Origin of the sequence: Pseudomonas sp., from assembly GCF_046581935.1 — a bacterium.
Lineage (GTDB): Bacteria > Pseudomonadota > Gammaproteobacteria > Pseudomonadales > Pseudomonadaceae > Aquipseudomonas.
Genome location: NZ_JAYGFK010000012.1, coordinates 210092 through 223638 on the forward strand (window position 1 = coordinate 210092; position 13547 = coordinate 223638).

Genomic DNA, 13547 nt, shown 5'->3' on the forward strand with positions numbered 1-13547 from the left:
GCCGGCAGATGTAGATTCTTGCTGGCTTACACCAATATTTCCTCGACTTTGCCCAAGCAGGCTGCTTTTCTCCCCTAACTTCGTTCTGTACTTACCACGTTATTAAGGATTGAGATGCTCTACGCGATCATTGCCACCGATGCAGAAAATTCCCTAGAAAAACGCCTGAGCAACCGCCCAGCACACCTCGCTCGCCTGGAACAGCTGAAAAGCGAAGGCCGCCTGATCCTTGCTGGCCCGCACCCGGCCGTCGACAGCAACGACCCGGGCCCAGCAGGCTTTTCCGGCAGCCTGATCGTTGCGGAATTTGAGTCGCTATTCGCTGCGCAGCAGTGGGCCGATGCCGATCCTTTCCGCACCGCCGGGGTGTATGTCTCGGTGGCGGTAAAACCCTTCAAGCTGACGCTGCCTTGACTCCACCCAACTGAACACCCACAACCGCCACCAAGATAGGAGTTCCGATGCGCTCAGGCCTGCTGCTCTTACCCCTGTTGTGCTTACCGCTTATCACCCAGGCCGAAGAAAGCGCGCCTCAGCCCATATCTGAAGACACGTCAATGCAGGCGCAAATTGATGAGTTGCAACAACGTCTGGCGCTCAGTGAGGGACAGCGCGAAGCGCTCAATGCGGAATTGCAAAGTAGCGCCAACGAACGTGAAGCGGCCCAGTTACAGCGCCTGCGCCAGGAAAATCAGCGACTCAAGCTGGAACTGAAAAAGGTTCAAGCCAGCTCGCCGCAACCCCTGATCAGTGAGCAGCAAATGTGGTTTTCGATTGGCACCGCTGCCGGGCTACTCGGGGTATTGATTGGCGCACTGCTGCGCCGTGGCCGGGGTTCGCGTAGAGAGTGGCTCAATTGACGCCATGAGCAACTTATTACTTATCGACGACGACGTAGAGCTCTGCGAATTACTGACCAGTTGGCTGACCCAAGAAGGCTTTCACGTCAGCGCCTGTCATGACGGTAACAGCGCCCGTCAGACACTCGTCGAGCACAGCCCAGATGCCGTCATACTGGATGTAATGCTGCCCGACGGCAGCGGCCTGGAACTGCTCAAGCAACTGCGCAGTGATCACCCAGAACTGCCGGTATTGATGCTTTCGGCACGCGGCGAACCACTGGATCGAATTCTCGGTTTGGAACTGGGGGCCGACGACTATCTAGCAAAACCCTGCGACCCCCGCGAACTCACCGCCCGGTTACGCGCGGTATTGCGCCGCAGCCTGCCCGTTACCCCGGCTAACCAGTTCGACCTCGGCGACCTGCATTACAGCCAGGCCCGTGGCACGGTAAATCTGGGCGAGCAAGAAGTACTGCTGACCCTGTCGGAAAGCCGCATCCTCGAAGCGCTTCTACAGCAGCCGGGCGAACCGGTGGATAAACAGGAACTGGCGCAACTGGCCCTCGGCCGCAAACTGACACTGTATGACCGCAGCCTGGACATGCACGTCAGCAACCTACGCAAAAAACTCGGCCCACATGCCGACGGCCGCCAGCGGATTTTGGCTTTGCGTAGCCGCGGCTACTACTACAGCGCTTGAGTAAAGCTGTCGCGCTGCGCTCTTTACCTAAGCTTTACCTTGCCCTGACCGCCCTTGACCTTGACCACCCTAGACTGAGCTCATCCGGTATAGGCCGGTTTCAGACAAGGAGATACACCATGCGTAAAGCCCTGACTGCAGTACTGTTCGCCATGACCCTGCCAACCCTGGCCATGGCGATGCCAATGTCCATGCCTGAAGGCGGCCCACGACACGGTGGACCCGAGGCGGGCATGTTCAAAGAGCTCAACCTGAGCAAAGAGCAGCAGCGTGAAATCCGTAAACTGATGGGCGAGCAGATGCATGGTCGCCATGAAATCACCCAGCGCTACCTGGCAAAACTTTCCGCCACCGAGCAGAAAGCCATGCAGGACGAGCTGAAAGCAGCCAAGGACAAACAGCACAGCGCCATCCGCTCACTATTAAATCCTGAACAACAGAAGGCGTTCGACGAGCATCAGAAAAAGATGGAGGAGCGCCGCGCTGAAATGGCCGAGTTCAAGGCTTGGAAAGCTGAGAAAGCGCAAAAGGCTAACTAATATCTGAGTGCAAGCTCTTAGCCCACCCCAACCGCCGAGCCACGATGGCCCGGCGGTTTTTCTATGAGGAATCCCCGTGCGCTCACTGTTCTGGCGTATTTTTGCCAGCTTTTGGCTCGCTATCGCGCTGGTAGCGGGGCTGTCTATGCTGCTTGGGCGCATGCTCAATCAAGATGCTTGGTTACTCAGCCAACACCCAGCCCTGCAGGACTTCGCCGAGCACTGGGCACAAAGCTATGAAACACAGGGTCCGCGAGCCGCACAGGCACTGCTGGAGCAACGCAAACGTGAGTTTCGCATCGATGTGCAGGTACTCGACGACAGCGGCCAGCCACTGGTCAAAGGTACTTTTCCACCTCGCGCCGCCGCTTTTGAGAGGCGTCACGGCAATGAAAAACACCTACCCTGGCGACGCCTGAGTGCCGAATACACCAGCGCGCAAAGTGGTGAAACCTACCTGTTGATCTACCGCATCCCTCAGCCAGAGGTCGATGCCTGGCAACACGAAAGCCTACTCTGGCCCTTGAGCGCACTCGGCATCGCCATGTTGGTGCTGACCTTGTTCAGCCTCTGGCTAACACTCTCCATAACCCGCCCCCTGAACCGTCTGCGCGGCGCGGTACACGACCTCGGGCAAACCGCTTACCAGCAAAACAGCCTGGCTCAGCTAGCCGGACGGCGTGATGAACTCGGGGTATTGGCAGCCGACTTCAACCGCATGGGCGAACGCGTACAGGGGCTGATCAGCAGCCAGCGACAACTGCTGCGTGATGTTTCCCACGAGCTGCGCTCACCCCTCGCCCGCCTACGCATTGCCCTGGCACTGACTGAGCGCGCGGATGCTGTCGAGCGCGAAAAATATTGGCCACGCCTGAGCCAGGAATGTGATCGGCTGGAAGCGCTCATAAGTGAAATCCTCGCCCTCGCCCGCCTGGATGCCGAACCCGGTGCAGCCCAAACGATCAATCTCGATGAAATGCTGCACAAACTGCAAGAAGACGCTCACCTCGATGCCCCTGAGCAACAGATCAACATTCACCTGGAAAGCGGCCTGCAACTCAATGGCTGGGCGGATATGCTGCAACGCGCACTGGATAACCTGCTGCGGAATGCGCTGCGCTTTAACCCAGCTGCTCAGCCCATTGAAATCAGCGCATGCAAACAGGCTGGCCACTTGGAACTGAGCATCCGTGATCACGGCCCAGGCACCGCCGCCGAACACCTGGCGCGCCTTGGCGAACCCTTCTTTCGCGCCCCAGGCCAGACCAGTAGCGGCCATGGCCTGGGACTCGCCATCGCCCGCCGCGCCGCCGAACGGCATGGCGGTCAGTTGGAGCTGAGCAACCATGCGCAAAGCGGCTTTGTCGCCACCTTGCGCCTACCCCTCACTCAGCCGCAGCAACCGGCGGCCAAGCCCTGACAAAGTCACTGGGTTGGACTTGAGGCACCGCACGCAATTCGCGCTCAGGGGTACCCAGATAAAGGTAGGCGATCAGTTGCTCATCGGCAGCCAGGCCCAAGCCCTCGGCCACCTGCCGGTTGTAGGCCATATCGCCGGTGCGCCAAACCGCCCCGATGCCCTGGGCATAAGCTGCCAATAAAATGCCGTGAGCGGCGCAGCCTGCCGCCAATACCTGCTCCTGCTCCGGCACCTTCAAGCCAGCCTGCACACGAGCAATCACCAGCACCAGCAAAGGCGCACGCAAAGGCATGGCACGCGCCTTGGTCAGCGCCTCAGGGCTGGCGTTGGCAGGTAATGCAGTGGCAAACAGCTCGCCCAGTTGAACCAAGCCCTCACCTTCCACCGTAAGAAAGCGCCAAGGCCGCAGTTGGCCATGATCAGGCGCACGCAAAGCGGCACGAAACAGCAATTCCCGCTGCGCAGCATCGGGTGCCGGCGCCATCAGGCGCGGCGCGGATACACGGTTTAACAACGCATCAAGAGCGTCCATCAGCCACCTCGTAGATTGAGTCAGGCGAGCATTCTAGTGCCTGCGCTGCGCAGAGGGGTAACCCCTACTCAGGCCACCCGCTCCGGTGAAACGCTCGGCGTAACAGGCGGCATCAACGGCGGCAAGCCATGTGCGGCGCGCGCCGTATCACAGTTCGGGTTATGTTCGCCGTTGACCCAGGAGGCCTCGAACTCGCGACAAGTGCTGGAGCGCTCCTGATAGAGTGTGCAGCGCACACCCTGGCCCACATCACCCAGCAGAGCCGTACATCGCGTAGGCTTGCTTTCCGTACCACGCATGGCCACACGGTGCGGGGTGATCAGCACCACCTGATCGTCTGGCATCAAACCTCCAGCCGATTGGCACTCACCCCAGAAAAATGACACACGAAAATGCGCGCAGCACGCGCCACAGCTAAGACAAGGATTGTTATCGGACATGATTTTGATAGGCTCAGAAACCGGCAAGGGCCGGCACCTGGCGGCTATTCTATGCGCAGCCAAGCGCTTGTAAAGCGCGTATTTCAGCTGCTGTACAGCGGCTGCAGCACGGGTAGAATAGCGACCCTTTGCCCCAGAGCCTGAGCCGAATCCATGTCATTGCCGACACTGCGCGTCATTGCTTTTATTCTCGGCATATTCCTGATCACCCTGGCCGTCAGCATGCTGATTCCCATGCTGACGCTGCTGCTGTATTCGCGCACAGACGACATCAACGCATTTCTCTGGTCCAGCCTGGCAACGGCCATCGCCGGCCTTGCCATGGTTATCCCTGGCCGGCCCACGGACGCACAGCTGCGCCCGCGTGATATGTATCTGCTGACCACCTGCAGCTGGCTGATTGTGTGCATCTTCGCTGCCCTACCCATGGTGCTGACCCAACATATCAGTTACACCGACGCCTTCTTCGAGACCATGTCCGGGGTCACGACTACCGGCTCAACCGTGTTGGCGGGCCTGGATCACGCCTCACCGGGGCTGCTGATCTGGCGCTCCATGCTGCAATGGCTCGGCGGCATCGGCTTTATCGGTATGGCGGTGGCGATCCTGCCGCTATTACGGGTAGGTGGCATGCGCCTGTTCCAGACGGAGTCATCCGATTGGGGCGAGAAAGTCATGCCGCGCTCACATATGGCGGCCAAGTACATCTTGTTCATCTACCTGAGCCTGACCTTGAGCGGCTTCCTCGGCTTCTGGTTCGCCGGAATGAGCCCCTTCGACGCGATCAATCACGCGATGACATCAATCTCTACCGGCGGCTACTCGACGTCAGATGCCTCGCTGGCCAACTGGAGTCAACCAGCGGTGCACTGGGTGGCTGTAGTCCTGATGATCAGCGGCGGCCTGCCATTTACCCTCTACGTGGCGACGCTGCGCGGCAACCGTAAAGCGCTGCTCAAAGACCACCAGGTACGCGGCTTTCTCGGTTTTCTGCTGGCAACCTGGCTAATCTTCGGCACCTGGCTGTGGCTGCACTCGGAGAACAGCTGGCTGGATGCCTTCCGTATCGTCGCGGTGAATGTCACCTCGGTGGTCACCACTACAGGGTTCGCGCTGGGCGACTACACCACATGGGGTAGTTTCGCCGTACTGCTGTTCTTCTACCTGACCTTCGTTGGCGGCTGCTCGGGCTCGACCGCTGGCGGCTTGAAGATATTCCGCTTCCAGGTGGCCTACGTCCTGCTCAAGGCCAACTTGCAGCAACTGGTGCACCCACGCGCGGTGATCAAGCAGCAGTACAACAACCACAACCTCGACGAAGAAATTGTCCGCTCGCTGATCACCTTCTCCTTCTTCTTCGCCATCACCATCGGTGTGATTGCCCTAGGGCTGGCGCTGATCGGCCTGGACTGGGTTACTGCGTTAACGGGAGCCGCCACGGCCGTGTGTAACGTAGGCCCGGGATTAGGCCCGACTATTGGCCCTGCGGGGAATTTTGCTAGCCTGCCAGACTCAGCCAAGTGGCTGCTGGCACTTGGCATGCTGCTCGGACGCTTGGAAATTCTTACCGTGCTGGTGCTGGCAACTCGGGCATTCTGGCGACATTGAGGAATACTTGAGCAAACAATAAACGCTCACGCGCAAGCACAGCCCTCTAGACTCTTGCTATTAATGGAATGGAACCCGCTTAGATGGCTTGGCCAACCTTACGGATCATCGCGTTTATCAATGGCATTTTTCTCCTAACGCTGGCCATCAGCATGGCCGTGCCAATGCTGACCTTGGTGTTGTTCGATCGTCATCAAGAACTCGATGCCTTTCTCTGGTCCAGCCTGATCACCTTTGCCGCCGGCATCACAATGATCGCCCAGGGACGACCTGAAGATGTGCAGCTGCGCCCGCGCGACATGTACATGCTGACGGTATCCAGCTGGGTGCTGGTGGGGCTCTTCGCCGCCCTGCCCTTTATGTTCTCCCAACACCTGGGGCTGACCGATGCGGTGTTCGAAAGCATCTCGGGCATCACCGCTACTGGCGCTACCGTGCTGGTTGGCCTGGACAGCATGTCACCGGGCATTCTGATCTGGCGCTCGCTGTTGCACTGGCTTGGTGGCATCGGTTTTATCGCCATGGCCGTGGCGATCCTGCCGATGCTGCGCATCGGTGGCATGCGCCTGTTCCAGACCGAGTCGTCGGATCGTTCAGAGAAAATCATGCCGCGCTCGCACATGGTCGCCAAGTACATGGTCGCCGCCTATCTGGGCATTAGCCTGATCGGCTGCCTGTCGCTATGGCTGGCCGGCATGAGCCTGTTTGATGCGATCAATCACACCATGTCGGCGATCGCCACCGGCGGTTTCTCCACCTCGGATCAATCCGTGGGCAAATGGACAGAGCCGGCGGTGCACTGGGTCATCATCACGTTGATGATTCTTGGCAGCGTGCCGTTCGTATTGTTCGCCTCAATGCTGCGCGGCAACTACAGAGCGCTGATCAACGACCAACAAGTGCGTGGCTTCCTCGCCATTCTGCTGAGCACCTGGCTTGCCCTCGGCACCTGGTACTACTTGAGCACCGACCTGCATTGGTTGGAGGCCATCCGTCACGTCGCGTTCAACACCACATCCGTGATGACCACTACCGGCTTTGCCCTGGGTGACTACACGCTCTGGGGTGGTTTTGCCGGCATGCTGTTCTTCTATCTGGGTTTTATCGGCGGCTGCTCGGGCTCCACCGCTGGCGGGCTGAAGATCTTTCGCTTCCAAGTCGCCTACACCCTGCTCAAGGCCAACCTGATGCAGCTGGTGCACCCGCGCGCGGTGATCAAGCAGCAATACAACGGCCACAACCTCGATGAAGACATTGTTCGCTCGATTCTGACCTTCTCATTCTTCTTCACCACCACCATCGCCATCCTCGCGTTGGGGCTTACGCTGTGTGGCCTGGACTGGATAACCGCACTCAGCGGTGCAGCCAGCACCGTCTCAGGTGTCGGCCCTGGCATGGGGCCAATTATCGGCCCGTCGGGTAACTTCTCTAGCCTGCCAGGCACGGCCAAGTGGCTGCTGACCTTTGGCATGCTGCTAGGTCGCCTGGAAATCCTCACCGTCATGGTGCTGATGCTCCCGGCCTTCTGGAAACATTAAGGGCGCATCAGCGCGCAGCTACAACCGCGCGCGGTACTCGCCCGGCGTGGTGTCAAACCAACGGCGAAAGGCACGGAAGAAGTTGCTCGGATCAGAAAAGCCCAGCAGGTAGGAAATCTCCAACAGGGTCAGGTTAGCCTGACCAAGGTACTGCCCCGCTAACTCACGCCGGGTGTCATCGAGCAACTGCTGATAGCTGGTACCCTCATCCTGCAAACGCCGCTGCAAAGTCCGCTCAGACAACAATAATGCCTGCGCCACGGCTTCGCGCTTGGGCTCACCTTGCGGCAGCAAACGGCACAACACCTGACGGACCTGATGGATCACCCGCGTGCCGGAAAATCGCGCCAGATAATCACCGGCAAAACGATCATGTAATTGTGCCAATGCCTCATTGGCCGATGGCAGCGGCGCATCCAGATCAGCCCGTTCAAACAGCAGCGCATAGTGCTCGGCGTTGAACTTCAGCGGGCACTGGAACACCTCTTGATAGGGCTGCAGATCCTCCGGGGCAGGCCCCATAAAACTGACAAGTCGCGGTTTCAGCGGCTTGCCCGTCAACCAGCGGCAGAAGGCCAAAGAGTGCGCCAGCGAGGCTTCCGCACTCTGCCGCGCTGACGGCAAGCGATCACCATGGATCGCCAGGAGCATTTCATAACCTTCATGAGTCGGGTGAAAACTGAGATCGGCGCCCTCAGCAATAATCCGCTGATAACGCACCAAGCGGGCAAAACCCTCCTGCAGATTGCGGCTACTCATCACCGCGTAACCCACCACATTAAACGCCGATGGTCGTTGAATTTTCGCCATATTCAGGCCAATTGCCGGGTTACCGGAAGCCTGCACCGCCAGATGCCAGAGCCGGGTCATGGCATCCTGAGCAAAACGCGCATCAGGGTCGCTCAGCGCGGCATAGTCGAGGCCTAGTTGGGCAAACAGGTTATGGCAATCAACGCCACCCAGCTCCAAGGCTGCAACAATGCCCGAAGCCCAGCTGGAGGAAGTGGTTCGTTCGCTCATCAGTTGTTCTTATTAGGGTAAGAAGGACGACAGAAGGATACTAAACTGGCACCGAATGTCAGTGGCCCGGCACGCCAGGCAATCTAGACTGCTAGCAAGCCGCTGGCACTGCAACCCCGGCGGCTGCCAGAACAATAAGAGGAGCCCCAGCATGACCAGCGAAACCCACGAACACTTCAACAGCTTCGCCGAGTTTTACCCCTACTACCTGCAAGAACACAGCAACAGCACCTGCAGAAGGCTGCACTTCATCGGCACAACGCTAGTCTTGGCGATTCTTGCTTATGTGATAGTCACAGGCGCGCTCGGCATGCTTATCGCTTTGCCCTTTGTCGGCTACGGATTCGCCTGGATAGGCCACTTCTTCTTCGAACACAACAAACCCGCCACCTTTCTCTACCCACGGTGGTCGCTGATGGGCGACTTTGTCATGTTTAAAGACATGTTGATCGGGCGGGTAGCGTTCTAATATCTGAGCACATAAATAAAACCGCAGCAGACATGAGTGACAGTGCTCATTGTCCGCACTGCCGTTCAGCTGCTGCACTTGGCGGCGTTGGTGGGCTTGGTTATGATCCCTGGCTATTTTTCACGCCTGCTACGGCGTGTAATCCAGGCACCCGCTAGAGGTGCATGAGAACGCAGTAGGGATAGCCCCATCGGATGAATGTCAAAAGCCTCACACGACTTCCGGCATTGCCCGTATCGCCGCTACGTGAGTACTACACGCGCGTATTGGCTTATATCGCCATGGCCGCCAGTATTGCCGCGGGCACCTACACCCAACACTTTAGCTACGACATCCTCTGGATGGTGCCCTACGCGCTGCTTTACCCGCACCTGGCACACCACCTGAGTCTACGTTTCAAACGTGATCAGCCGCAGCGCACCACGCTCAGCCTGCTGTTTCTCGACGCCCTGCACTGTGGTGCGGCGCTAACTCTACTGGGCTTTTCAGTGGTTCCGTGCCTGATGGCATTGCTGATTATGACCTTTAGCGCACTGGTGATTGGCGGCCTGCGCTACCTCGGGCTTTCCGTGCTGATTGCCTTCAGCAGCGCTGTATTAACCCTCGCCCTGGTCGAAATCAAACCGAATTTTGACACTCCATCGCTGGTGTCCCTGGTCAGCATTGCCTTTACCGCGCTGTATATCTGCATCACGGCCTACTTTGTCCACCAGCAGAGCATACGCTTGGCCCAGGTGCGCATCGAAATCAGCCGCGAGCAGGAGAAAGCCGCCCGCCTCGCGCGCAACTTGGCCAAATACCTGTCGCCACAGGTATGGGAATCGATCTTCACTGGCAAGAAGAACGTGCGCCTAGAAACACAGCGCAAGAAGCTCACGGTGTTCTTCTCCGATATCAAGGGCTTTACCGAGTTATCCGAAGAGCTGGAAGCTGAGGCCCTGACGGACCTGCTCAACACCTACCTCAATGAGATGTCGAAGATCTGCCTGAAATATGGCGGCACAATCGACAAGTTCATCGGCGACTGCGTCATGGTGTTCTTTGGTGACCCCAGCAGCAAAGGTGCGAAAAAGGATGCGGTGAACGCGGTGTCCATGGCCATCGCTATGCGCAAGCACATGAAGGTGCTACGCCAGCAATGGCGCGCCCAGGGCATCACCAAGCCGCTGGAAATTCGCATGGGGCTGAACACCGGCTACTGCACTGTGGGTAACTTCGGTGCCGATACGCGCATGGACTACACCATCATCGGCCGTGACGTAAACCTCGCCAGCCGCCTGGAAAACGCCGCCGAATCCGGCGAAATCCTGATTTCCCACGAGACATATTCGCTGATCAAGGACGTGATCATGTGCCGCGACAAGGGCCAGATCACCGTCAAGGGTTTCACCCGCCCGGTGCAGATTTATCAGGTGGTGGATTTCCGCCGCGACCTGGGCGCCACCTCCAGCTATGTCGAACATGAGCTGCCGGGCTTTTCCATGTACCTGGACACCAACGGCATCCAGAATTTCGACAAAGAAAAGGTTATTCAGGCGCTCAATCAGGCAGCCGATAAGCTGCGTGACAAGGTAATCATGTAAGCGCCTGATCACGCCCTAATGCGTGTACGTCCTGCGCAACCGGTATGCAAAGCTCACCATCGAGCAACGGCTGCTGTGCGAGAAACTCCAACGCCGATGCGCGCCAGGACTGGCGCGCGGCTAACTCGGCGCAGCGCGCACGATCCAAGGCCAAGGCCGCTATACAGGCTGCACGCAAATCCTCATCCATGACCCCGCTAACACCCGCCTGCAACACATCCAACGGACCAGCTACCGGAAACGCCGCCACCGGCGTGCCGCAAGCCAGCGCCTCAAGCATCACCAACCCATAGGTGTCCGTGCGCGAAGGGAATACCAGCACGCTTGCCTGCTGAAAAGCCTGCGCCAGCGCCTGACCGTGCTGATAGCCGAGAAAGCGCACCTGTGGATAGGCCGCTTGTAGCGCATCACGCTGCGGCCCGTCGCCAACCACCTGCTTGTGCCCCGGTAAATCGAGGGTTAGAAAGGCCTCGATATTCTTCTCCGGGGCGATGCGGCCGACATACAGAAAGACCGGTTCAGCCACGCTCGGCGGCATTGATGATCGGCGAAACAATTGCGTATCGACACCCTTGCGCCAGAGCACCAAACGCTTGTAACCCCAACCCGCAAACTCGTCACGCATGCGTTCGGTGGTCACCAGCACGGCCTGGCTCGGTCGATGGAATGCTCGCAGAAAGGCATATCCCCAGCCCAGCGGTATCCAAGGCCAGCGGGTGTGCACGTATTCGGGGAAGCGCGTGTGAATGGCGCTGGAGAACGCCAAGCCGCGCTTGCTCAACCAGCGCCGCGCGGCCCAGCCCAGCGGCCCTTCGGTGGCCAGGTGGACACAATCCGGCTGGAACGCCTTGATCGCTGGCCCTACCCGCCAGAGGTCCCACACCAGCGGAATCTCTGGGTAACTGGGGCATGGCAGCGCGCGAAAATTAGCCGGTGACAACAGCTTGACCTGATGCCCCAAGCCTCGCAGTTCACTGATCAGTGCCTGCAAGCTAGTGACCACGCCATTAACCTGCGGCGACCAGGCATCGGAGACGATCAGAATCCTCACAAGGCCGGCTCGACAGCGGCAACTGACGATTCTTGCAGCTGCCGGGCCTGATCATCAGCTAGGCGATAGAGTTCAATGCTGCCATCCAAGTGTTCAATCAGTGCCGTGCAGGACTCCACCCAATCACCGCAGTTCATGTATTCCACCTCGCCCATCGGGCGAATTTCAGCATGATGGATATGCCCACAAACCACACCATTAAAGCCGCGTTTAGCACACTCATGCACGATGGCTTCTTCAAAGTCACTGATAAAGCTCACCGCCGTTTTGACCTTGTGCTTGAGATACGCCGACAACGACCAGTAACCGTAGCCATAACGTCTGCGCCAGTGATTCAGCCAACGATTGAGGGTCAGCGTGAACTCGTAGGCCGAGTCGCCGAGGAAGGCCAGCCAGCGGTGATAACGGGTAATCACATCGAACTGGTCACCGTGAATCACCAGCAGTCGGCGGCCATCAGCCGTGACGTGTTCAGCCTCGTCAACCAGCTGAATATTGCCGAGTATCAGGCTGGAGTAACCGCGCAGAAACTCGTCGTGGTTGCCGGTGACATAAATCACCTCGGTGCCACGCTTACTCATGGTCAGCAAACGGCGAATCACATTGGTATGCGCCTGCGGCCAATACACCCCGCTGCGTAGTTTCCAACCGTCAATGATGTCGCCCACCAGGTAAATCTTGTCGACCTGATAACGCTTGAGAAACGCTGCCAGGTGTTCCGCCTGACAGTCCCGGGTACCCAGGTGCACATCGGAAATCCACAAGGTGCGGACACGTTGTTTACGGCTGGGCTTGGCGAGCTGAGCGCTGGTCATGGGCGGCCTCCTGCTGGGTTTTTTCGAGTCTGCGCAGCCGCGGTGAAACGTGCATGACAGTGCCATGGCAATTCAGTGACAACGCACCGCTAACCTGCAACACCACGTCGACAACCCATATCGTCGTCCAACAGCCTGTTAGACTTGCCGACCTGAACAAGGAGCCCACCATGCCCTCGCTGCTCTCGTTGCGTCACTACAGTCATGACCTGCTCAGTCACAGTCATGACCACGCACAATTGGTGTTTGGCCTGAGTGGCTTACTGGATTTCGAGATTGCCGGGCATGGCAGCCAAGTAATCCGTCAGACCCTGGCAGTGGTGCCCAGCGATGCCCAGCACGCATGCGGCAGCAAGCGTGGCAGCCAATGCCTGGTGCTTGATGTGCCCTCCGAGAGCTGGTTGCAGCAACAGTTAGGCAAGCACCTCGACAGCACTCGCCGCCTACTGGAAAAGCCTGCAGCACTCAGCCTCAATCCCGCCCAAAGCCAGCTGGTGAGCTGGCTGGCGGCCAGCCCGATCAATGACCCGGTAATTGCCCAACAAGGCGCGGCGCTGCTACTGGCCAGCCTGGCCAATCAAGGCGTGCCGGCCCATGAAAGTAGTCGCCTGCCGCTGGCTGCCGTGGATGCCCACATCGACCAACATGCCGCCCATCCGCTGCAGGTTAGTGATCTGGCACGCCTGGCCGGCCTATCGGCGGCGCGTTTTCATGTGCGCTTTCTCAGCGAAACCGGGCAAACGCCCATGGATTACGTGCGCCAGCGCCGCCTTAACCTGGCGCGCCAACTGCTGCAAAGCAGCAACCTGGCGATCGGTGAGATCGCCGCACGGGTTGGCTACAGCTCGCAAAGCGCCTTTACTGCCGCCCTCTCCCGACAGTTCGGGCTGTCCGCGCGCGCCTTACGTTTGCGCCGCGAGTAACGCGACAAGCGCCGCAAGTTCTGCGACAGACTTCTACCCAGCCACACCCTAGACTGCAGCCATCAGT

General features: G+C 58.7%; 15 protein-coding genes. 10 read left to right on the forward strand and 5 right to left on the reverse strand.

The window, feature by feature from the left end; genetic code table 11:
- Positions 1 to 114: 114 nt before the first annotated feature.
- From VCA57_RS08810 to VCA57_RS08830, 5 genes are all read left to right on the forward strand, one after another.
- Positions 115 to 414 carry a YciI family protein gene (locus VCA57_RS08810; protein ID WP_411184606.1) on the forward strand — a complete coding sequence of 100 codons (300 nt, stop codon included), beginning with the start codon at positions 115 to 117 and terminating at the stop codon, positions 412 to 414.
- Positions 415 to 461: 47 nt separating this feature from the next.
- Positions 462 to 860, forward strand: coding sequence for a translation initiation factor 2 (locus tag VCA57_RS08815; RefSeq protein WP_411184607.1), 399 nt, complete (start codon positions 462 to 464; stop codon positions 858 to 860).
- Positions 861 to 864: 4 nt separating this feature from the next.
- Positions 865 to 1542 carry a response regulator transcription factor gene (locus VCA57_RS08820; protein ID WP_411184608.1) on the forward strand — a complete coding sequence of 226 codons (678 nt, stop codon included), beginning with the start codon at positions 865 to 867 and terminating at the stop codon, positions 1540 to 1542.
- A 119-nt stretch (positions 1543 to 1661) separates the two neighbouring features.
- A complete protein-coding gene (locus tag VCA57_RS08825) occupies positions 1662 to 2081 on the forward strand; it encodes a Spy/CpxP family protein refolding chaperone (protein ID WP_411184609.1) in 420 nt (139 codons plus the stop codon).
- Between the two features lie 76 nt (positions 2082 to 2157).
- Entirely contained in the window at positions 2158 to 3501 is a 1344-nt protein-coding gene (locus VCA57_RS08830) for a sensor histidine kinase (protein ID WP_411184610.1), read from the forward strand.
- On the opposite strand, the gene VCA57_RS08835 is transcribed toward VCA57_RS08830, so the two are convergent.
- Both VCA57_RS08835 and VCA57_RS08840 read right to left on the reverse strand, forming a co-directional pair.
- Entirely contained in the window at positions 3467 to 4033 is a 567-nt protein-coding gene (locus tag VCA57_RS08835; protein WP_411184612.1) for a nitroreductase family protein, read from the reverse strand. The two genes, VCA57_RS08830 and VCA57_RS08835, sit on opposite strands and share 35 nt — an antisense overlap.
- A 68-nt stretch (positions 4034 to 4101) precedes the next feature.
- A complete protein-coding gene (locus VCA57_RS08840) occupies positions 4102 to 4473 on the reverse strand; it encodes a YkgJ family cysteine cluster protein (protein ID WP_411184613.1) in 372 nt (123 codons plus the stop codon).
- A 153-nt stretch (positions 4474 to 4626) separates the two neighbouring features.
- Between VCA57_RS08840 and VCA57_RS08845 the strand changes: the two genes are divergently transcribed.
- Together VCA57_RS08845 and VCA57_RS08850 are read left to right on the forward strand one after the other, a co-directional pair.
- Positions 4627 to 6081 carry a TrkH family potassium uptake protein gene (locus VCA57_RS08845; RefSeq protein ID WP_411184614.1) on the forward strand — a complete coding sequence of 485 codons (1455 nt, stop codon included), beginning with the start codon at positions 4627 to 4629 and terminating at the stop codon, positions 6079 to 6081.
- A gap of 83 nt (positions 6082 to 6164) precedes the next feature.
- Entirely contained in the window at positions 6165 to 7619 is a 1455-nt protein-coding gene (locus VCA57_RS08850) for a TrkH family potassium uptake protein (RefSeq protein ID WP_411184615.1), read from the forward strand.
- Between the two features lie 18 nt (positions 7620 to 7637).
- Here the strand turns inward: VCA57_RS08850 and VCA57_RS08855 are convergent, their stop codons facing one another.
- Positions 7638 to 8639 (reverse strand): AraC family transcriptional regulator, encoded by a 1002-nt coding sequence (locus VCA57_RS08855; RefSeq protein WP_411184616.1) that lies wholly within the window; start codon positions 8637 to 8639, stop codon positions 7638 to 7640.
- 151 nt (positions 8640 to 8790) lie between these two features.
- On the opposite strand from VCA57_RS08855, the gene VCA57_RS08860 reads away from it, so the two are divergent.
- Together VCA57_RS08860 and VCA57_RS08865 are read left to right on the forward strand one after the other, a co-directional pair.
- Positions 8791 to 9108 carry an Mpo1-like protein gene (locus tag VCA57_RS08860; protein ID WP_411184617.1) on the forward strand — a complete coding sequence of 106 codons (318 nt, stop codon included), beginning with the start codon at positions 8791 to 8793 and terminating at the stop codon, positions 9106 to 9108.
- A 194-nt stretch (positions 9109 to 9302) separates the two neighbouring features.
- Positions 9303 to 10691 (forward strand): adenylate/guanylate cyclase domain-containing protein, encoded by a 1389-nt coding sequence (locus tag VCA57_RS08865; protein ID WP_411184618.1) that lies wholly within the window; start codon positions 9303 to 9305, stop codon positions 10689 to 10691.
- On the opposite strand, the gene VCA57_RS08870 is transcribed toward VCA57_RS08865, so the two are convergent.
- Both VCA57_RS08870 and VCA57_RS08875 read right to left on the reverse strand, forming a co-directional pair.
- Entirely contained in the window at positions 10684 to 11742 is a 1059-nt protein-coding gene (locus VCA57_RS08870) for a glycosyltransferase family 4 protein (RefSeq protein ID WP_411184619.1), read from the reverse strand. The genes VCA57_RS08865 and VCA57_RS08870 overlap by 8 nt on opposite strands.
- Complete coding sequence (locus VCA57_RS08875; protein ID WP_411184620.1) at positions 11739 to 12557, reverse strand: UDP-2,3-diacylglucosamine diphosphatase; 819 nt, start codon at positions 12555 to 12557, stop codon at positions 11739 to 11741. The genes VCA57_RS08870 and VCA57_RS08875 overlap by 4 nt, the downstream gene beginning before the upstream one ends.
- A 170-nt stretch (positions 12558 to 12727) precedes the next feature.
- Here VCA57_RS08875 and VCA57_RS08880 point away from each other — a divergent pair, with 170 nt between their 5' ends.
- Positions 12728 to 13480, forward strand: coding sequence for an AraC family transcriptional regulator (locus VCA57_RS08880; RefSeq protein ID WP_411184621.1), 753 nt, complete (start codon positions 12728 to 12730; stop codon positions 13478 to 13480).
- Positions 13481 to 13547: the final 67 nt, after the last annotated feature.

Excerpts from the sequence above, each read along its gene's own strand:
- VCA57_RS08810 (WP_411184606.1), top strand. The coding sequence starts at position 115 with ATGCTCTACGCGATCATTGCCACCGATGCAGAAAATTCCCTAGAAAAA.
- VCA57_RS08815 (WP_411184607.1), top strand. The coding sequence starts at position 462 with ATGCGCTCAGGCCTGCTGCTCTTACCCCTGTTGTGCTTACCGCTTATC.
- VCA57_RS08820 (WP_411184608.1), top strand. The coding sequence starts at position 865 with ATGAGCAACTTATTACTTATCGACGACGACGTAGAGCTCTGCGAATTA.
- VCA57_RS08825 (WP_411184609.1), top strand. The coding sequence starts at position 1,662 with ATGCGTAAAGCCCTGACTGCAGTACTGTTCGCCATGACCCTGCCAACC.
- VCA57_RS08835 (WP_411184612.1), bottom strand. The coding sequence starts at position 4,033 with ATGGACGCTCTTGATGCGTTGTTAAACCGTGTATCCGCGCCGCGCCTG.
- VCA57_RS08840 (WP_411184613.1), bottom strand. The coding sequence starts at position 4,473 with ATGTCCGATAACAATCCTTGTCTTAGCTGTGGCGCGTGCTGCGCGCAT.
- VCA57_RS08845 (WP_411184614.1), top strand. The coding sequence starts at position 4,627 with ATGTCATTGCCGACACTGCGCGTCATTGCTTTTATTCTCGGCATATTC.
- VCA57_RS08850 (WP_411184615.1), top strand. The coding sequence starts at position 6,165 with ATGGCTTGGCCAACCTTACGGATCATCGCGTTTATCAATGGCATTTTT.
- VCA57_RS08855 (WP_411184616.1), bottom strand. The coding sequence starts at position 8,639 with ATGAGCGAACGAACCACTTCCTCCAGCTGGGCTTCGGGCATTGTTGCA.
- VCA57_RS08860 (WP_411184617.1), top strand. The coding sequence starts at position 8,791 with ATGACCAGCGAAACCCACGAACACTTCAACAGCTTCGCCGAGTTTTAC.
- VCA57_RS08865 (WP_411184618.1), top strand. The coding sequence starts at position 9,303 with ATGAATGTCAAAAGCCTCACACGACTTCCGGCATTGCCCGTATCGCCG.
- VCA57_RS08875 (WP_411184620.1), bottom strand. The coding sequence starts at position 12,557 with ATGACCAGCGCTCAGCTCGCCAAGCCCAGCCGTAAACAACGTGTCCGC.
- VCA57_RS08880 (WP_411184621.1), top strand. The coding sequence starts at position 12,728 with ATGCCCTCGCTGCTCTCGTTGCGTCACTACAGTCATGACCTGCTCAGT.